This is a genomic window from Amycolatopsis sp. NPDC031561 (assembly GCF_055580625.1).
In genome coordinates this window covers 324,254-342,898 of sequence record NZ_JBVILA010000005.1, presented here as the reverse complement: position 1 = coordinate 342,898, position 18,645 = coordinate 324,254, and the positions used below count along the sequence as shown (strand labels likewise).

The 18,645-nt window shown below is 67.4% G+C and carries 16 protein-coding genes and 2 tRNA genes; 1 reads left to right on the top strand and 17 read right to left on the bottom strand.

Features of this window, described 5'->3' with window-relative positions; translation table 11 throughout:
• The first annotated feature begins 6 nt into the window (after nt 1-6).
• A complete protein-coding gene (locus ACZ5IK_RS15640; protein WP_465488278.1) occupies nt 7-405 on the top strand; it encodes a helix-turn-helix domain-containing protein in 399 nt (132 codons plus the stop codon).
• Here ACZ5IK_RS15640 and ACZ5IK_RS15635 read toward each other — a convergent pair.
• The 17 genes from ACZ5IK_RS15635 to dnaA all read right to left on the bottom strand — a co-directional run bounded on the left by ACZ5IK_RS15635 (nt 320) and on the right by dnaA (nt 18,157).
• On the bottom strand, nt 320-1,780 hold the full coding sequence (locus tag ACZ5IK_RS15635) for an MFS transporter (protein WP_465488277.1): 1,461 nt from the start codon (nt 1,778-1,780) through the stop codon (nt 320-322). The genes ACZ5IK_RS15640 and ACZ5IK_RS15635 overlap by 86 nt on opposite strands.
• Nucleotides 1,777-1,944: a hypothetical protein gene (locus ACZ5IK_RS15630; RefSeq protein WP_465488276.1), complete on the bottom strand. Its 168-nt coding sequence runs from the start codon at nt 1,942-1,944 to the stop codon at nt 1,777-1,779. Before ACZ5IK_RS15630 ends, ACZ5IK_RS15635 begins: the two co-directional genes overlap by 4 nt.
• Nucleotides 1,941-3,272, bottom strand: a complete 1,332-nt coding sequence (locus ACZ5IK_RS15625; protein ID WP_465488275.1) for an amidase — start codon at nt 3,270-3,272, stop codon at nt 1,941-1,943. The genes ACZ5IK_RS15630 and ACZ5IK_RS15625 overlap by 4 nt, the downstream gene beginning before the upstream one ends.
• A gap of 84 nt (nt 3,273-3,356) precedes the next feature.
• Nucleotides 3,357-3,854, bottom strand: a complete 498-nt coding sequence (locus ACZ5IK_RS15620) for a YbaB/EbfC family nucleoid-associated protein (protein ID WP_465488274.1) — start codon at nt 3,852-3,854, stop codon at nt 3,357-3,359.
• Nucleotides 3,855-3,863: 9 nt separating this feature from the next.
• Nucleotides 3,864-4,904 (bottom strand): hypothetical protein, encoded by a 1,041-nt coding sequence (locus ACZ5IK_RS15615; RefSeq protein ID WP_465488273.1) that lies wholly within the window; start codon nt 4,902-4,904, stop codon nt 3,864-3,866.
• An 8-nt stretch (nt 4,905-4,912) separates the two neighbouring features.
• Nucleotides 4,913-5,287: a hypothetical protein gene (locus tag ACZ5IK_RS15610; protein WP_465488272.1), complete on the bottom strand. Its 375-nt coding sequence runs from the start codon at nt 5,285-5,287 to the stop codon at nt 4,913-4,915.
• A 167-nt stretch (nt 5,288-5,454) separates the two neighbouring features.
• Nucleotides 5,455-5,527: transfer RNA gene (locus ACZ5IK_RS15605), tRNA-Ala, on the bottom strand.
• 37 nt (nt 5,528-5,564) lie between these two features.
• Nucleotides 5,565-5,753, bottom strand: a complete 189-nt coding sequence (locus tag ACZ5IK_RS15600; protein ID WP_465488271.1) for a DLW-39 family protein — start codon at nt 5,751-5,753, stop codon at nt 5,565-5,567.
• A 274-nt stretch (nt 5,754-6,027) separates the two neighbouring features.
• Nucleotides 6,028-6,101: transfer RNA gene (locus ACZ5IK_RS15595), tRNA-Ile, on the bottom strand.
• A 48-nt stretch (nt 6,102-6,149) separates the two neighbouring features.
• The gene (locus tag ACZ5IK_RS15590) at nt 6,150-6,836 is read right to left on the bottom strand and encodes a DUF3566 domain-containing protein (RefSeq protein ID WP_101611587.1); all 687 of its coding nucleotides are present in this window, start codon (nt 6,834-6,836) and stop codon (nt 6,150-6,152) included.
• A 36-nt stretch (nt 6,837-6,872) separates the two neighbouring features.
• The gene (gene gyrA, locus ACZ5IK_RS15585; protein ID WP_465488270.1) at nt 6,873-9,398 is read right to left on the bottom strand and encodes a DNA gyrase subunit A; all 2,526 of its coding nucleotides are present in this window, start codon (nt 9,396-9,398) and stop codon (nt 6,873-6,875) included.
• Between the two features lie 51 nt (nt 9,399-9,449).
• The gene (gene gyrB / locus ACZ5IK_RS15580) at nt 9,450-11,417 is read right to left on the bottom strand and encodes a DNA topoisomerase (ATP-hydrolyzing) subunit B (protein ID WP_101611585.1); all 1,968 of its coding nucleotides are present in this window, start codon (nt 11,415-11,417) and stop codon (nt 9,450-9,452) included.
• Nucleotides 11,418-11,621: 204 nt separating this feature from the next.
• Nucleotides 11,622-12,113, bottom strand: coding sequence for a DciA family protein (locus tag ACZ5IK_RS15575; RefSeq protein ID WP_101611584.1), 492 nt, complete (start codon nt 12,111-12,113; stop codon nt 11,622-11,624).
• Nucleotides 12,114-12,387: 274 nt separating this feature from the next.
• On the bottom strand, nt 12,388-13,542 hold the full coding sequence (gene recF, locus ACZ5IK_RS15570; protein WP_465488269.1) for a DNA replication/repair protein RecF: 1,155 nt from the start codon (nt 13,540-13,542) through the stop codon (nt 12,388-12,390).
• 26 nt (nt 13,543-13,568) lie between these two features.
• Nucleotides 13,569-14,456 carry a phosphogluconate dehydrogenase (NAD(+)-dependent, decarboxylating) gene (gene gnd / locus ACZ5IK_RS15565; protein WP_465488268.1) on the bottom strand — a complete coding sequence of 296 codons (888 nt, stop codon included), beginning with the start codon at nt 14,454-14,456 and terminating at the stop codon, nt 13,569-13,571.
• A gap of 39 nt (nt 14,457-14,495) precedes the next feature.
• Entirely contained in the window at nt 14,496-15,629 is a 1,134-nt protein-coding gene (gene dnaN, locus ACZ5IK_RS15560; RefSeq protein ID WP_020632653.1) for a DNA polymerase III subunit beta, read from the bottom strand.
• A 911-nt stretch (nt 15,630-16,540) separates the two neighbouring features.
• A complete protein-coding gene (gene dnaA, locus ACZ5IK_RS15555) occupies nt 16,541-18,157 on the bottom strand; it encodes a chromosomal replication initiator protein DnaA (RefSeq protein WP_465488267.1) in 1,617 nt (538 codons plus the stop codon).
• Nucleotides 18,158-18,645 lie beyond the last annotated feature (488 nt).

Sequence of the window (18,645 nt, the reverse complement as noted above, 5' to 3'; positions counted from 1 at the left end):
GATCACATGAAGTCCTTGACGCCGGTTCGCGAGGCCGCCGACCATTTCGGGCTGGCGATCTCGACCCTGCACTACTGGGAGCGCCGTGGCCTGATCACCGCCTTCCGCCGCTCGGGCCAGCGGTTCTACGACGACGACCAGCTATACCGCATCGCCCTCATCAAGCATTGGCGCCAGATCGGCGGGCTCGGCCTGAGCAGGATCACCGAACTGCTCGCCGAGCAGCACCGCTGGCGGGAGGTCGTGGTGGGCCAGCTCGCCGAGATCGAACGGGAGCGTGCGCGGCTCGACACCGCGCACGACTACCTCGTCGAACTCCTCACCTGTCGTCGAGAGGGGAGCCTGGAGGACTGCCCCTGGTTCCGCGACCGGGTCCCCCTGCCCGCCCACGCGGCCGCGAGCTGAGTCCCGGCATCGTCACCGCCGCGACCACGGCCGCGGCCGCGAGGCAGGCGGCGGACGCGAGGAACGCGGCGGTGTAGCCGTGCACCAGCGCCTCGTCCCTCGGTGAGCCGGTCTGCCAGGCCGCGGTCACCGCCGCCGCGAGCGCGGTCAACGCGGCGAGGCCGATCGCGCCGCTGGTCTGCCGGACGGTGTTCAGCAGGCCGGCGGCCAGGCCGTTCTGCCGTTCCGGCACCCCGCTGGTGGCGGCCACGGTGATCGGTGTGAAGGCCGCGGCCGTCCCGAACCCGAAGACCATCCCCGGCAGCAGCACGGAAACGACGTACGAAGCGTGCGCACCGGTCAGCGCGGCGACACCGGCGAAGCCCGCCGCGCCGATCGCGCAGTACAACGCCGTCGCGCGCCGAGGTCCCAGCCGGACCGACAACCCGCCCGCCGTCCGTGCGCCGGCGAACATCGCCACCCCCACCGGCAGGTAGGCAAGCCCGGCCTGCAGCGGCGAGTAACCGTGGACGTCCTGCAGGTACAGCGAAAGCAGGATCGGACTGGCCAGGAAACCCAGCCCCAGCAGGAAGATCACCACGTTCCCGCTGCGCACCGAACGCAGCCGGAAGATCCCGAGCGCGACCAGCGGCTCGTTCGCCCAGCGATGCTGGTGCACCAGGAAGACGCCGAGCAGGACGAGCCCACCGACCAGCGGAAGGACCCAGCCGTCGGCCGAAGAACGCATCACCGCGTAGACCACACCGACGAGTCCCGCCGTCGACAGCACCGCGCCGACGACGTCCAGCCTGCCGCGAGGACGGCTTCGGTCCCGGTGCGGCAACACCGCTCCGGCGGCGAACACGGCCACCACGCCGATCGGGACGCTGACGAAGAACACCCAGCGCCAGCCGGCCCACTGGGTGAGCAACCCGCCGATCACCGGCCCCGCCGCGGCACCGGCCGCGCCCACCGCGCTCCACGTGCCCAGCGCCCGCGCGCGACGAGCGGGTTCGGTGAACATGGTGGTCAGCAAGGACAACGTCACCGGCATCAGCAGCGCGCCGCCGAACCCCTGCACCGTTCTGGCGACCAGCAGCGTTTCCGGCGAACCGGCCAGCCCGGCGGCGAGCCGCGCGACGGTGAACAGGCTCATCCCGAGCACGAACATCCGCCGTACCCCGAATTCGTCGCACAACCGGCCGCCCAGCAACAGGAAACCGGCGAACGCGAGCGTGTACGCGTTCACCACCCAGGTCAGCGCGCCGGACGAAAACCCGAGGCCGAACCGGATCGCGGGCAGGGCGACGGAAACGATCGTCGCGTCCAGGATGACCACGAACGAACCCGCGCAGGCCAGCGCGAGGACGGTGCCTTCACTCGGGCGGCGCGTCACGACGGCTCTCCGTTCGAGAACGGTGCGACCCAGCGATCCATCGGCACCGCGTACAGCGGTTCCATCGTGAACAGCCAGCGCAGTCGTGCCAGCGCTCGCTTGTCGGACTCGGTCGCCGGGAGTTTCGCCTGAGCCAGCAACAGATCGATCAGTTCCACGGTCATCGCGCCACCCGGCGCTGGAAGGCGTCGCCGACGCGCAAGAGCGCCGCCTCGGCGAAGAGGTCACCGGCCAGTTGCAGTGAGAGCGGCATACCGCCACCGGATTCGCCCATCGGCACCGCGAGGACCGGGTTGCCGACGCCGTTCCAGTACGGCGTGTTGACCTTGCCGAACACGTCGTCGTTCTGCTGGCCGAACCCGTCGGCCACCTCCGTCAGCAGCGGCGCTCCGATCGAACTGACCGGAGAGGCGACCACGTCGACGTCGTCGAACAGTCGGGCCAGTTCCCGCCGCGCGACCTGGCGAACCCGTTGCGCCTGCACGTAATCGGCACCGGAGATCACCGCGCCTGCCGCGAAGATCGCCCGCGTCGAGACGCCGTAGTCCTCCCACCGCGCGATCAGCTCCGACCGGTGCTGGGCCAGTGCTTCACAGCTCGCGGTGACCAGCACCGCTGTCGTCAGCTCGCTCCAGAACGGCAACGCGACCTCGACGAGCGTGGCCCCGAGACCCTCCACAACGGACAGCGCTTCATCGAAAACGCCCGCCAGCGCCGGGTCGGCGTCCTCGGGGAAGTGGTGGTCCCGGACGACACCGATCCGCAGGCCCGTGAGGTCGTCGGTGAAGTCCGTTGCCACGAAAGGAATTTCGGCGATGACCTCCAGCAGCGCGGCGCAGTCGCGCACGGTGCGGGCGAGCGGGCCGATCCGGTCGAGGCTGTAGGCGAGCGGCAGGCAACCCGCCCCGGAAACCCGGCCGTAAGTCGGCATCAACCCGGTGACCCCGCAGAACGCCGCGGGCATCCGGATACTGCCCGCGGTGTCCGAACCGAGCCCGGCGAAGAACATCCCGGCGGCGATCCCGCTCGCCGTCCCCGAACTGGATCCGCCCGCCCAGCGCTCGGTGTCGCCGGGATTCCGCGGAATCGGGAACGGCTTGGTCTCGTCGGGCACCCCGCAGCCGAACTCCATCGTCGAGGTCTTCCCGACGATGACGGCGCCCGCTTCCTTGAGCCGTTTCGTCACCGCGGCGTCGACACCCGCACCCCAGTCGAGCACCAGACTCTGCGCGGTCGTCGGCCCTTCCGCGACGGCGATGAGATCCTTGACCCCCAAGGGAATCCCCTGCACCGGACCGCGATCCACCCCGGCCGCGAGCTCTCGGTCCGCCCGCCGCGCCGACGCCAGCGCGGCCTCCGGGAACCGGGTGACGTACACCCCGAGTCCGTCGGCGACGGCCAACGCGCGTTCCGTCAATTCGACGCTGGTCACTTCTCCACGACGCAACGCCTGCCCGGCTTGGAGCACCGAGCCGCCGTGTTCTTTTCGCACCACAACCCCTCCAGTCCGGCGGCGCCGGACGGGCGCCGCCGAAACCAGGGTGCAAACTGAAGCGCGGTTGAGTGCAAGCCCGCGCTACCAGGAAGGGTTGTACCGCAGGCCTTGCTCGTAGTACTGGTCGTCGGTTTCCGCCGGTTCGGTCTGCTCCGCGGGCCCGGCCGGTTCGGCCGAACGATCCTTGAGCACCACGTTCTCCGTGCCCGCAGGCGTCCGGGGCTGCACCGGTGAAACCGGTTCCGCGCTCTGCTGGAACGACGGAGTGAACCCGAGCCGCCAGCGAAGCCTGTCAGTGATGTAGCCGGCGTTGCCGATCGGCGCCATCAGCTCCGCGCTGCGCTTCGCGGATCCTTGCTGCGCTTCCTGATAGGTCCGCATCACGGCGTCCGCGATCTCGGCGGGCGAGAGCCGCGACGCGGCTTCACTCACTCTGAGCCGGGTCATCACGCCGTCGGTGTTGACCGAAACGGAAACGGCACCGTCCGGTGAGGACGCGTCCACCGACAGGGTGGCCAACGCCTCGAGCATCGCTTCCCGGTCGTTGGCCGGTTTCTTGGGCGCCGGTTTGTCAGCCACGATCCTCCGTCAGTCGGCCGGGAGCGGGGACAGCTCCATCGGCGGCTGCTGGACCCTGCCGTCGTTCGAGATGTCGACGTTCCTGTCCCGGACCCGCTTTTCCGTTCCCTTGTCCGTGTTCTCCGTTTCGAAGTTGCCGGGATCGAAGGTCTCACCAGGGCTGACGTCCGGCGGCTCGGGGATGATCGGCAGGTTGTTGATCTCGACGTTGATCTTCGAGATCAGCGATTCCGTCGCGCGGAACATGCCTTCCCGGATACCGACCACGCCGTCGTGGAAGCTGTTGTAGATGGTTTCGGGGCTGTCCCCGACGATGTCGGCCTGCACGGTGGCCGCGGTGGCGAGCCCGGCACCGGCCGCGGCGCCCGCGACCTGGACTCCGTTTGCGGTGGTGAAGAACGCCGCCGCGGTGAGCCCGCCGGCCGGCGGCACCGCCGCCACGAGCAAAGCGGTGACAGCGGCGGCGAAAGTCGCCGCCAGCGCCTTCGACAAAGCGGATTCGTCTTGCCGTTCCTTGTCGTCGAGGTACTTTTCCGCGGCGGTCAGGAAGGAAGCGGCGAGATTGCTCAGGTCGGCGCGGGCGGTCGCGATGGCGTCCCGCGCGGCCACGATGTCGGCTTCCAGCACGGTGAGTTTGGTGCCGACCCTGGCGTAGGTGTTCACCAAGCCCTGGATGTAGCTCTTGGCGCTCTCGGCCCCTTCGCCGCGCCATTTGAGAAGCAGGACCAGAGACCGGTCAAGCGGCGCTTTCGTGTCCTGGAAAGCATTCCAAAGACCTTCGTAGGCCTCGATCATGGTCTGCAGGCTGTTCTCGGCTCCGACGAGCTCCGCGTCGGAGAACTCGACGAAGAAGTCGCGGACCTGTTCCTTCCGCCCGCCGCTGAGGTCCTCGTCGATGCCCAACCAGGGTTGCTGGAAAAGGAAGTCCACCGCCGCGAGGGCCTTTTCGGCCCCCGTGGTGAGGTCGTCGGAGATCCCCTCGAGGAGTTTGGCGTTGCCGTCACTCTCGGAGGCGGTCTCCGCGTCGAGTGCGTTGAAGTATCCGTCCATCCCCGCCGCTACCCCTGTTCCCCGTAAACCGCGCGGTTCATCCGCTGCTTGTTGTCCTCGTCGACGGATTCGTACAGTTCGGCGACGCGCTGCAGAGCTTGGCTGGCGTCCTGCGTGCTGCGGTGCAGCTGCGCGAGCATCTTCTCGACGGCCGCGCGGTGCTCCTCGTAGGCCGCCGCGACCCCGCGCATGCCCAAGGTCTCCCCGAACGCGGTGCTCGGCCCGAAAATGCCGGGAAGAAGGGCGCCGCCCGAAAGCGGGTCGGGAACAGGCACGTCCTGCCCTCTCACACCGGCATGGGCGGTACTGACGATGTCGGCGGCTTTCCCCAGTTCCTTGCTCGACGCCCTGAGATCGTCGAGGTCGGTTTCGAAATCGATCATGATTTCACCTCGCTCTGTCCGGAATTCCAGCCCTCATGTAAGCAGCGTTGACTTGGCTGGGAGCGATGTTCGCGCACATCGTCCTCGTGACGAGGGTCACGCCGGGAGACAATACGAAAAAGCCCCGTTCGCGTTGTCGGCGAACAGGGCTTTCTCGGGGAAACTTGTGGAGCTGAGGGGAATCGAACCCCTGACCCCTGCCTTGCAAAGGCAGTGCTCTACCAATTGAGCTACAGCCCCGGGTCGCAGGCGATCAGGATAGCCGCCTGCGGAAACCTCAGTTGTTGCGGGACGCGTCCGCGGCCTTGGCCGGGGCGCTTCCGTTCGTGGAAACGGCGCCGAGCGGACGCTCGGTCGGCGCGGTGGCCTCACGCCAGAGGTCGGCCTCGGCCTTGGCGGCCTTGTTGCGCTTGATCACGAACAGCACGCCGCCCGCGATGACCGCGAGTGTTAACAGCTTCTTCATCAGAAGCCCCCTCTTTCCGCCGAGTTGCTCCGCTTACCCACCGATGTTACTGCACGCCGCTCCCCGGACGCCTGGCGCCCACGTTCCACGTGGAACCACCCCATAGACCCGCCACGCGACCACGACCACGCGACCCACGACCACGCGACCAAACACGTTGGGGGGTCCAGGGGGGCGAAGCCCTCCCTGGCGGGGGTCTGGGGGTTCGACCCCCAGAACGAAAAACACCCGGTCGCGATCTGCGCTTTCTGCAGATGCAACCGGGCTAACCGGGTGGGCCCACCAGGACTTGAACCTGGGACCTCTTCGTTATCAGCGAAGCGCTCTAACCGCCTGAGCTATGGGCCCGAACGAGGAGAAGATTACAGGACGCCTTTCGGCGCCCTGCAACCGGGTTCACTCTCGTTCGGAAAGGGTCACTTCGAGGCCTCCGGCCAGATCGGCGGAGACGTTGTAGATGAACGCGCTGACCGTGGCGAGGGCCGAGATCAGCACGATGTTGATGGCGCCGAGGATGGCCGCGATCCCGAAGACGCGACCGGCACTGATCAACGGGTCGGCCGGCGCGTCGGCCCCTTCCCCGCCGACGAGCGACGAGTAGGTCCCGTTGAGTTTGTCCCAGACGCCCATGCCGTCGAGGACGGTGTAGAGGACGCCGACGGCGACGAGCCACACGAAGAACAGCGCGACGCCGAGGACGAGGGACAGTTTCAGCACCGACCAGGGGTCGAAGCGTTTGATCTGCAGGCTGGCGCGACGCGGTCCGCGGCCGGGGCGGCGGAGCGCGGTCGGAGCGGCGCGGGTGCGGGAGGCCGACGGGATGGCGGAGGGGGCGGGTTGGTCGCCCTCTCCGCTGTCGCCGAACAGCCTCTTCGCGGCGGTGCCGCTGACCCCGTGGTAATCGGTCACGGTTGCCGCGTCCTGCTTCGGTTCCGAGTGGGCCACGTCTTCGGTGGCGACCGAAGACACCGAGACCGTCTGCTCACTGGCGCCTTCGGCCTCCCCGGCGCTGTCGCGCTGCCAAGGCGGGCTCGACGAACCCGCCTGCGAGCCGCCTGCTTCGGGCTTCTCGGATGGTGTCACGAGGTGTCAGTCCTTACCCAGTACGTGGGGCGTCGCTCACTGCTCCGACGCCGGCGTGTCTTCTTCTCCTTCAGCACTGCCTGCAGTGGCGACGTCTGAGGGCTCGTCCGCGTTGCGTGCGACCGCGAGAAGAGTGGTTCCTTCGTCGAGATTCATCAGCCGCACTCCCTTCGTCTGCCTGCCGGCCTTGCGCACCTGTCCGGCCGAAGTCCGGATCACCCCACCGCTGGAAGTGATGGCGTAAAGCTCGTCTTCGGCGTCGACGATGACCGCGCCCACCAGCCTGCCACGTTTCCGGTCGTACTGAATGGTGAGCACACCCTTGCCGCCGCGGCCTTGGACCGGGTAGTCGTCGGTCGGGGTGCGCTTGGCGTAACCACCGTCGGTGGCGACGAGGAGGAACCTGTCCGGCTGGACGACGTTGATGCCGAGCAGTTCGTCACCGTCGTTGAACCGCATGCCCAGCACACCGGAGGTCGCGCGGCCCATCGGGCGCAGTGCCTCGTCGGTGGCGTGGAAGCGGATCGACTGGCCTTCCGCGGACACCAGGAGCAGGTCGTCTTCCGCGGCCGCGAGTACGGCCCCGACCAGTTCGTCGCCTTCGCGGAGGTTGACCGCGATGAGGCCGCCGGCGCGGTTGGAGTCGAAGTCGGTGAGCTTGGTCTTCTTCACCAGGCCACGCCGGGTCGCGAGCACCAGGTACGGCGAGACCTCGTAGTTCGGGATCTCGATGACCTGGGCGATCTTCTCGTCCGGCTGGAACGCGAGCAGGTTCGCGACGTGCTGGCCGCGCGCGTTGCGGTTGGCCTCGGGCAGGTCGTAGGCCTTGGCCCGGTAGACGCGGCCCTTGTTCGTGAAGAACAAGATCCAGTCGTGGGTCGAGCAGACGAAGAAGTGCTGGACGATGTCGTCCTGCTTGAGCGTCGCGCCCTGGACGCCCTTGCCGCCGCGCTTCTGCGAGCGGTACAGATCGGTTTTCGTCCGCTTGGCGTAACCCGTGCGGGTGATGGTGATGACGACGTCCTCGACGGCGATGAGGTCTTCGACCGAAACCTCGCCGTCGAACGGGATGATCTTGGTGCGCCGGTCGTCGCCGTACTTGTCGACGATCTCCTGCAGTTCCTCGGCGATGATCGAGCGCTGACGCTCGGGCTTCTCGAGGATGTCCTTCAGGTCGGCGATCTCGAGTTCGATCTCCGCCAGGGTGTCGACGATCCGCTGCCGCTCCAGTGCCGCGAGACGGCGGAGCTGCATGTCGAGGATCGCGGTCGCCTGGATCTCGTCGACGTCGAGCAGGCTCATCAGGGCGGGCCGGGCCTCTTCGGCCGAGGGCGAGCGCCGGATCAGGGCGATGACCTCGTCGAGCATGTCCAGCGCCTTGACCAGACCGCGCAGGATGTGGGCGCGCTCTTCGGCCTTCCGCAGCCGGAAGCGGGTCCGGCGGACGATGACCTCGATCTGATGCTTCACGTAGTGCCGGATCATCTGGTCCAGGCGCAGCGTGCGGGGCACGCCGTCGACCAGGGCCAGCATGTTGACACCGAAGTTCTGCTGCAGCTGGGTGTGCTTGAACAGGTTGTTCAGCACGACCTTCGCGACCGCGTCGCGTTTGATCGTGACGACGATGCGCATGCCGCTGCGGCTGTTGGACTCGTCGGCGATGTCGGAGATGCCGGTGAGCTTGCCGTCGCGGACCAGGTTCGCGATGTTCTCGACCAGGTTGTCCGGGTTGACCTGGAACGGCAGCTCGGACACGACCAGGATCGTGCGGCCCTTGGCGTCTTCTTCGATTTCGACGACCGCGCGCATGCGCACGGAGCCGCGGCCGGTGCGGTACGCGTCTTCGATCCCGGAGGTGCCGAGGATCATCGCCTTGGTCGGGAAGTCCGGGCCCTTGACCCGGACCAGCAGCGCGGCGAGGAGTTCGTCGTCGGTCGCCTCGAAGTTCTCCAGCGCCCATTTGACGCCTTCGGCCACCTCGCGCAGGTTGTGCGGCGGGATGTTCGTCGCCATCCCGACCGCGATCCCGGAACCACCGTTGACCAGCAGGTTCGGGAACCGCGCCGGCAGGACGTCGGGCTCCTGGGTGCGGCCGTCGTAGTTGTCGGAGAAGTCGACGGTGTCTTCTTCGATGTCCTGCAGCATGTGCATCGCGAGATGCGCGAGCCGGGACTCCGTGTACCGCATGGCCGCCGCGGGGTCGTTGCCCGGCGAGCCGAAGTTGCCCTGGCCGTCGATCAGCGGGTACCGCAGCGACCACGGCTGGGCGAGCCGCACCAGCGCGTCGTAGATCGCGGAGTCACCGTGCGGGTGGTAGTTGCCCATCACGTCGCCGACGACGCGGGAGCACTTGTTGTACCCGCGTTCGGGGCGGAAGCCGGAGTCGAACATCGAGTACAGCACGCGGCGGTGCACCGGCTTGAGGCCGTCCCGCACGTCCGGCAGTGCCCGCGACACGATGACGCTCATCGCGTAGTCGATGTAGGAGCGCTGCATCTCCTGCTGGATGTCGACCGGTTCGATCCGGTCGTGGTCCGGAGCAGGCGGCAAGGTTTCCGTCATGAGGTCCTTCTCGTGAGGGCAGTCCTGGTGGGACAGAGAAACGGGACGTGACTACACGTCGAGGAAACGAACATCCTTGGCGTTGCGCGTGATGAAGGAACGGCGCGCTTCGACGTCCTCGCCCATCAGGACGGAGAAGAGGTCGTCGGCCTGCGCGGCGTCGTCCAGGGTGACCTGGCCGAGCAGCCGGTTCGCCGGGTCCATCGTGGTCTCCCACAGCTCTTCGGCGTTCATCTCGCCGAGACCCTTGTAGCGCTGGATCGCGTCGTCCTTGGGAAGGCGCTTGCCCCGCTCGACACCGGCCTGGATGACGGCGTCGCGCTCGCGGTCGGAGTAGGCGTACTCCGGCTCGGCCCGCGGCCACTTGATCTTGTACAGCGGCGGGCGCGAGAGGAACACGTGGCCGTGCTCGATCAGCGGGGTCATGAAGCGGAACAGCAGGGTGAGCAGCAGCGTGGTGATGTGCTGGCCGTCGACGTCGGCGTCCGCCATCAGCACGACCTTGTGATAGCGCAGCTTTTCGAGGTCGAATTCTTCGTGGATACCGGTGCCGAGCGCGGTGATCAGCGACTGGACCTCGGTGTTCTTGAGGACGCGGTCGATACGGGCCTTCTCGACGTTGATGATCTTGCCCCGGATCGGCAGGATCGCCTGGTACATCGAGTCGCGGCCTTCCTTGGCCGAACCGCCCGCCGAGTCACCCTCGACGATGTAGAGCTCGCATTCCGACGGGTTGGTCGACCGGCAGTCCTTGAGCTTGCCCGGCAGGCCGCCGATCTCCAGCGCGCCCTTGCGGCGGACCAGGTCGCGCGCCTTGCGGGCGGCCATCCGCGCCTGCGACGAGGAGATCGACTTGTTGATGACCGTCTTCGCCTCGGTGGGGTTGCGCTCGAACCAGTCGGCCAGCCACTCGTTCGACGTCTGCTGCACGAACGTCTTCGCCTCGCTGTTGCCCAGCTTGGTCTTGGTCTGGCCCTCGAACTGCGGCTCGGCCAGCTTGATCGAGACGATCGCGGCGAGACCCTCGCGCACGTCGTCACCGGTCAGGTTGGCGTCCTTCTCCTTGAGCAGCTTCTTCTCGCGCGCGTACGCGTTGACGACGCGGGTGAGCGCGGCGCGGAAGCCCTCTTCGTGCGTGCCGCCCTCGTGCGTGTTGATCGTGTTGGCGAAGGTGTACACCGACGGCGTGAAGCCGTTGTTCCACTGCATGGCGACCTCGACCTCGAGGCCGGTGCCCTTGGCCTCGAAGGAGATCACGCTGTTGTGGATCGGGTCCTTGCTGCCGTTGATGTGCTTGACGAAGTCTTCGAGACCGCCGGGGTAGCAGTAGGTCTTTTCCTTGACCCGCGCCGCCTGGCCGGAAGCGTCCTCTTCGGTCTCTTCGTCGGCGACGCGCTCGTCGCGCAGTGAGAGGGTCAGGCCCTTGTTGAGGAAGGCCATCTCCTGAAGACGCCGGGAGATCGTCTCGAAGTTGTACGTCGTGGTCTCGAAGATGTCGCCGTCGGCCCAGAAGGTGATCGTCGTGCCGGTCTCGTCGGCCGGGCCGAGGTCCTGCAGCTCACCGGGAAGCTGGTTCGTGTATTCCTGGCGCCAGCTGCGGCCGCCGTACTTGACCTCGGCGAGCAGCGTCTTCGAAAGCGCGTTCACCACGGAGACACCGACACCGTGCAGACCACCGGACACCGCGTACGAGTCGCTGTCGAACTTGCCGCCCGCGTGGAGCACGGTGAGCACGACCTCGAGGGTCGGCTTCTTCTCCTTGGGGTGCATGTCGACCGGGATACCGCGGCCGTCGTCGACGACCCGCACCCCGCCGTCGGCCAGCAGGGTAACCTCGACCTTGGTGGCGTGACCCGCCATCGCCTCGTCGACGGAGTTGTCGACCACCTCTTGGACGAGGTGGTGGAGACCGCGTTCCCCGGTGGAACCGATGTACATACCGGGACGCTTGCGGACTGCTTCGAGGCCTTCGAGCACCGTGATCGATGACGCGTTGTACTCGCTCTTGTTCTCGGTCACAGGCGTTGATTCTCCTCGTCTACCCCGAGCGGAAGCTCGCTCGTCTCCAGTGTACTTGGCCGCGTCCGCTGACATGCGGCAAGGACACCCCTGATTTGCTCACAGGCGCGCTAATTCGTTCGAAGAAGAGTCTTGACGTTCGCGAAGCACTCTGGGCGCCTTCTCGGGGCGCTGGTACACAGTTGTCGCGAAGCGCAACTCGGATCAGCCGTACGTGTCACGCGGACCACGTCCTGGGACGTGCCGGGGGCCTTTCCGCCAGCTCGGCGCCGTCGGTCCCTGGATCCGCATCCTCTTCACGACGCCGTGCCCGACGCCGGCCGCGATCTTCGTCAGCAGCTGCCCCTGAAGCAGGCGCAACTGCGTCGCCCACGCCGTCGAGCTGGCGCGCACGGTCAGCTCGCCGTCCTTCAAGGCCACCGGCTGGGCGTGTTCGGCGACCTCTTCACCCACGAGCCGGGCCCAGTGACCGAAGACCTGACCGTTGGCCAGCCGCGTGTTCCAGCCGCGGTCGACCGCGATCCGGGAGGCCAGCCTGCCGAGCGGTTGCGGGTCGCGAGTATCGGCACCCGGCCCTGACCAGCGACGACGTCGCGGGCTCTGACCGTTCGAACCGGCCCCTCCTCCGGTGATACGGCCGCGGCGCACGCCCGGTTCAACTCCGCGCGCCTTCGCCTTGGCCTTCGCGGCCTCCAGAGCGGCATGCGCGAGGTCACGGCCGGTAGTCGACTCTTTGCTGTTGGTATCGGTTGGGCCGTTCGATACCGGAGCCCGTTCACTCTGCGTGTCGAACAGGGCTCCCTCACTCGGGGTACCACCCGAGCGGGGGGTGTCAAGCCGCTTATCAGGCCCTTTGGTCACGCGGGGCGATAACGCGTTCACGGTGTTATCCACACTGTCCACAGGTTTGTCCCCAGATCGGTGGGTAACTGCTGTGGCGCCGATCACCCGGGGTGTCCGCTTCGCGGGATCACCCTCGGCTGATCTCACCATCTGCCACGAGGAACCGGTGCCCGGCCAGTTCGGCGGGTACGTCCTCGTCCACGGCGGCGGTCACCAGCACCTGCTCGGCACCGGCCGCCACCTCCGCCAGCCGGGCCCGGCGACGCCGGTCCAGCTCGGCGAACACATCATCCAGCAGAAGCACCGGTTCCCCGGCCTCGCCACGCAGGAGCTCGTAGCTTCCCAGACGCAGTGCGAGGGCGAACGACCAGGACTCCCCATGGCTCGCGTAGCCCTTCGCCGGCGCTTCGCCGAGGATGAGGTCGAGTTCGTCCCGGTGCGGGCCGACCATGCTCACCCCGCGCTCCAGTTCGAGGTTCCGGGACCGTTTCAGCGCTTCTACCAGTACTTCCTTGAGCACCGCTTCATCGGCGCGAGGACCGTCCGGGGCGCCGTAGCCCTCTGGCATCGCTTCGCCGAGACTCGACTTGTACTCGATCTTCGCCGGTCTCGAGTCGGGCGCGACCCCCATGTACGCGGCGGCCGCGTACGGCGCGAGGTCCGCGATGAGGTTGAGCCGGGCGGCCAGCAACGCGGCGCCCGCCACCGCCAGGTGGTCGTCCCAGACGTCGAGCGTCGACAGCGCGTACGGGTCTTCGCGCCCCGTACGCCGCTTACCCGCCGTCTTGAGCAGGGCGTTCCGCTGCTTCAGCACCTTCTCGTAGTCGGCGCGGACCCCGGCGTACCGGGGCGCGCGCAGCACGAGGAGCTCGTCCATGAACCGGCGGCGCTCGCCGGGATCCCCGCGCACGAGTGCCAGGTCCTCCGGGGAGAACAGCACCGTGCGCAGGATCCCGAGCACGTCGCGTGGCTTGCCGACCGCGCCGCGGTTGATCCGCGCGCGGTTCGCCTTGCCGGGGGTGATCTCCAGCTCGACCGTCAGTTCACGGTCCTCGTTGACCACCGCGACCCTGATCAGCGCGCGTTCGCAGCCGTGCCGCACCAGCGGCGCGTCGGTCGCGACGCGATGCGAACCCAGCGTCGCGATGTAGCCGATCGCCTCCAAGAGGTTCGTCTTGCCGCGGCCGTTCTGTCCGACGAGGACGGTGGGGCCGGGTTCGAGCGCGAGATCGGCTTGTGGCCAGGACCGGAAGTCGGTGACCTGGAGGTGTCTTAAGTACAACCCGTCTGCCTAGTGGCCGGCCGTCGTCACTGGACCTTCTTCACGGCGTGGCCGCCGAACTGGTTGCGCAGCGCGGCGACGGCCCGCATGGCGGCGGAGTCCTCCTGGCGCGAGGCGAACCGCGCGAACAGCGCGGCCGAGATGACCGGCGCCGGGACCGCGTTGTTGATCGCCTCTTCGAGGGTCCACCGGCCTTCGCCGGAATCCTCGACGTAGCCCTCGAGGTCGTCCAGCTCCGGGTCCTCGTCGAGCGCGCGGACGAGGAGGTCGAGCAGCCACGAGCGGACGACGGTCCCCCGCTGCCAGCCCTTGATCACCGCGGGCACGTTCTCGACGACCTTCGCGGCTTCGAGCAGCTCGAAACCTTCGGCGAAGGCCTGCATCATGCCGTACTCGATGCCGTTGTGAATCATCTTCGCGTAGTGACCGGAGCCCACGGCGCCGGCGTGCGAGAAGCCTTCTTCACGCGGACCCTCGGGGCGAAGCGCGTCGAAGATCGGCATGGCCTTCTCGACGTCCGAAGCGGCGCCGCCGACCATCAGGCCGTAGCCGTTGTCCTTGCCCCACACGCCACCGGAAACCCCGCAGTCGAGGTAACCGATCTGCTTCGTGGCGAGCAGGTCCGCGTTGATCCGGTCGTCGGTGTACTTCGAGTTGCCGCCGTCGATCACGAGGTCGCCCTCGGAGAGCAGGTTGCCGAGCTCCGCGACGGTCTGCCGGGTGGGTTCACCGGCGGGCACCATGATCCAGACGATCCGGGGACCGTCCAGTTTGGACACCAGGTCCTCGAGCGACGTGGAGTCGGTGACGTCGGGGTTGCGGTCGTAGCCGACCACCTCGTGACCGGCGCCGCGCAGCCGCTCACGCATGTTGAACCCCATTTTGCCGAGGCCGATGAGTCCCAGCTGAGCCATGAAGATCCCCTTTGGTGCGAAACAGAAACTAAAGACCGGTCAGCCCGGGAGGCGGACCGGCATCAGCAGGTACAGGTAGCCGGGGACGACGTTGCCCTCTTCGTCGGCGGGCTTGATCAGCGCCGGCCGGTTCGGCGTGGTGAAGGTGAGCTCGGCGCGGTTGGCGTTCAGCGCGCCGAGGCCGTCCACGAGGTAACCCGGGTTGAACGCGATGGTCACCGGCTCACCCTCGTAGTCGACCTGAAGCTCTTCTTCGGCCGAACCCTCGTCGTCGCCACCGGCGGAGAGCCGCAGCGAACCGTCGTTGAATTCCAGCCGCACCTGGGTGCCACGTTCGGCCACCAGCGAAACACGCTTGATCGACTCGGCGAGCGCGGAGACTTCGATGACCGCGCGCGACGTGTGCTGCGCCGGCAGCAGCTGCCGGTACGGCGGGAACTCCGCGTCGAGGAGGCGGGTCGTGGTGTAGCGGCCGGAGCCGGACAGGCCGAGGAGGCCCTCACCGCTGGCGAGTGCGAGGCGGATCTTGGCGCCGCTGGCACCGAGCGTCTTCGCGGCCTCGGCGAGCGTGCGCGCCGGGACGAGCACGGCGGCGTCGGACAGGCCCTCGGCGGGCTCCCAGGTGAACTCGCGCATGGCGAGCCGGAAACGGTCGGTGGCGACCAGGGTCAGCGAGGAGCCGGAGATCTCCAGCCGCATGCCGGTCAGCATCGGGAGGGTGTCGTCCTTGCCCGCGGCGACGACGACCTGGGTGACCGCCTGGCCGAACGCGTCGCCGGTGAGTTCGCCGGCGAAGGCGGGCTGGGACGGGAGCTGCGGGTAGTCCTCGACCGGCATGGTCGGCAACGAGAAGCGCGCGGAGCCGCAGGTGATGGTGGCGCGGGCGCCGTCGACGGAGATCTCGACCGGCTGCGCGGGCAGCGACTTGGTGATGTCGGCCAGCAGACGACCGGAGACCAGGAGACGGCCCCCGTCGGCGATGGTGGCCGGGACGCCGACCGTGGCGGAGACCTCGTAGTCGAATCCGGAGACGGTGAGTGCGTCACTCGTCCCGTCGGATCCCGCATCGAGCAGGACACCGCCCAGAACCGGGACCGGAGGCCGCGACGGGAGGCTTCTCGCCACCCACGCGACGGCGTCGGCCAGCCCGTCACGCTCGACGCGGATCTTCATGCGCGCTTCCTTTCGACAGCCGAGCCCCTGACGGCTCGAAAGCTCAACGGGTCACCGCGGCCGGAGAGCGCGATGGCCGGGTGCCTCGCAGGTTCGTTCGGTCCGAGCGAGACGCGAACGCACGTCGACACGCAGACCAGGTGCAGGGACCCACGTTAGGCCGTCCCCGGGGTCCGCGTCACCTCGGCCTCCCCTTGCTTTTGTCGACAAGACGACACGGTTCGCCGTCTGTCCCCAGATTCGTCCATCGCCTGTTTTTGTTTTATTCCCTTCTTAAGAAGAACTAAGAACAGCAGTAGTAATAGGCGTTGTGGATTGTGTGGACAAGCCTCGTTCGCGCAGGTCCGGATGGCTCGGACCCTGTGGACTCCGGGTGTGTACGGACGGTGGACAGCTTGGGCCGTCGGTGGATGGTTTCGGGCCGCGCTCGATCTATCCACATTCGGCCCGAGTTGTCCCCATGGTTATCCCCAGATGTGGGGCGGGTTGTACCCAGGGGCTGTGGGTCCGGTTCGTGACCGGAATCGCTCGGGAGAGTGATCCGTGCAGCCTGCGTCACCCTTGTGCACAACATGTGGGCAACCTGGGGGCAACGTGTGGATCATGGTGTGGAAATGCTGTGGATTTCCTGTGAGTGCGATGTGGACGAAAAACCGATCGCCGCTGGTCTCGCGTCCGCCGGAGTTGTGCACAAAGTACCCACAGCATGTGGATTTCCTTTGTACACAAGGGAAAACCTGAAATGCACTCAAGCACGTTTCGTGTCCTTCTCACCCGTACGTGCTGTCTTCGGGGTACCCGGTCCTTCGTGCCTTCACACGCTCTAAGACCTATGTGGACGGCTGCGCGCGCACCAAAAAGGGCTCCCACCTGGACGGTGAGAGCCCCTGAAGTCCTTGTGTGCTAAGGGATTACTGCCGTGCGCGCTGTTTGATCCGCGAGGTCAGCTCTTGGACCTGGTCGTAGATGCGCCGTCGTTCGGCCATCTCCTTGCGGATCTTCTTGTCCGCGTGCATGACCGTCGTGTGGTCGCGGCCGCCGAAGGTCTGCCCGATCTTCGGCAGCGACATGTCCGTCAGTTCGCGGCAGAGGTACATCGCGATCTGACGCGCCGTCGCGAGGGCCTTCGTCTTGCCGGGCCCGCAGAGGTCGTCGAGCGTCACGTCGAAGAACTCCGAAGTGACGCCCATGATGGTCGGCGCGGTGATTTCCGGCGCGTGCGAATCCGGGATGAGGTCGCGGAGCACGATCTCGGCGAGAGCGACGTCGACCGGTTGCTGGTTCAGCGACGCGAAGGCGGTGACGCGGATGAGCGCGCCTTCGAGCTCCCGGATGTTCGCCTCGACGCGCGAAGCGATGAACTCCAGTACCTCGTTGGGGACCGCGAGCCTGTCCTGCGCGGCCTTCTTACGGAGGATCGCGATCCGGGTTTCGAGCTCGGGCGGCTGGATGTCGGTGATGAGGCCCCACTCGAACCGCGTGCGCAGCCGGTCTTCCAGCGTCTCGAGGCGCTTCGGCGGGCGGTCGGAGGAGACGACGATCTGCTTGTTCGCGTTGTGGAGGGTGTTGAAGGTGTGGAAGAACTCTTCCTGCGTACCTTCTTTTCCTTCCAGGAACTGGATGTCGTCGACGAGCAGGATGTCTATGTCGCGGTAGCGGCGCTGGAACGCGACCTTGCGGTCGTCTCGCAGCGAGTTGATGAAGTCGTTGGTGAACTCTTCGGTCGACACGTACCGCACGCGCATGCCGGGGAACAGCCGCTGGGCGTAGTGCCCGACGGCGTGCAGGAGGTGTGTCTTCCCGAGGCCGGACTCTCCCCAGATGAACAACGGGTTGTACGCGCGTGCCGGTGCTTCGGCGACGGCGACCGCGGCCGCGTGCGCGAAGCGGTTCGAGGCACCGATGACGAAGGTGTCGAACGTGTACTTCTCGTTGAGCTTCGTCTTCGACGTCTGCGGCTGCGCCGGCGCGGTGTAGGGCTGGCCCGCGATCGGCTGGCCGGAGAACGTCGGCCAGATCTCGGTCACGGCCGCGAGGGCCTCGCCCTCTTCGTCGACTTCTTCATCGCTGTCGTCGCCATCGTTCAGGCTGTTGTCCACCGGCTGCCGCGGCGGCCTCGGCTTCGGGGGCTCGGGCCGGGGGCGGTTCGGCGACAACATGCCGTCACCGTCGGGCAGCGGCGGCGGGCCGGGCACCGGGCTACCGCCGTTTTCCACCCGGCCGGGTGACGCTTCGTAGCGGGGGCCGGGCGAAGCGGGAGGCATCTCCGTGCTGTCGACCTTCACCGCGAGGGAGACCGCGCGGCCGAGCCGTCGCGAAAGGGCTTCGGTGATCGCGCCGCGGAGGGCGCGTTCGATCGCTTCCTTGGCGAAGTCGCTGGGAGCGGCGAGCAGTGCGGTGCCGTCGAGCAGGCCGATCGGCCGGGTCACCCGCATCCAGGCGCGCTGCTGCGGGGAGAGGGTGCCATCGGACAGTTCGCGCACGACTTGTTCCCAGATGACGCCAAGATTGTGCTGGTGATCGGACACCTGCCTGACTCCCCTCCCCTCATCGGTGCGTGTGAACATCCGGGAAACACCGCGCTCCGAAACACCGGGTCGGGCGCCACCATGGCCCGATCAGCTCATGCGCACAGCAAATATCCACATAGTTGTCCACAGCTGTGCACTAATGTACGGCGGCCCGCGGCGACGTCACCTGCGGGCTCGACGTAGGCCGGCGGGACGCCTCCACGCCCCGAGGACACCCGGGCGCCTGCACCGTTCCACCTTGGCGAAAACCCGGGGAGAGGCACGCTAACAAGCCCCGCCCGATGCCACAAGGCATCCTCGCGCGCAAGCATTTCACGGTGTACGGCGTGTTGCCATTCGGTGCCTTCACGTCGCCGATGATCACTCTCCACGCACGGTCGCGGTCCGTGGTCGAGGGGGTGCCTGCCGGGCCCGGGCGGTGGGTGCGTACCCTCGTAAGGTCTCCCGTATACAGCGGGGGCGTTTCGCGTGCCCACGTTGTCGTC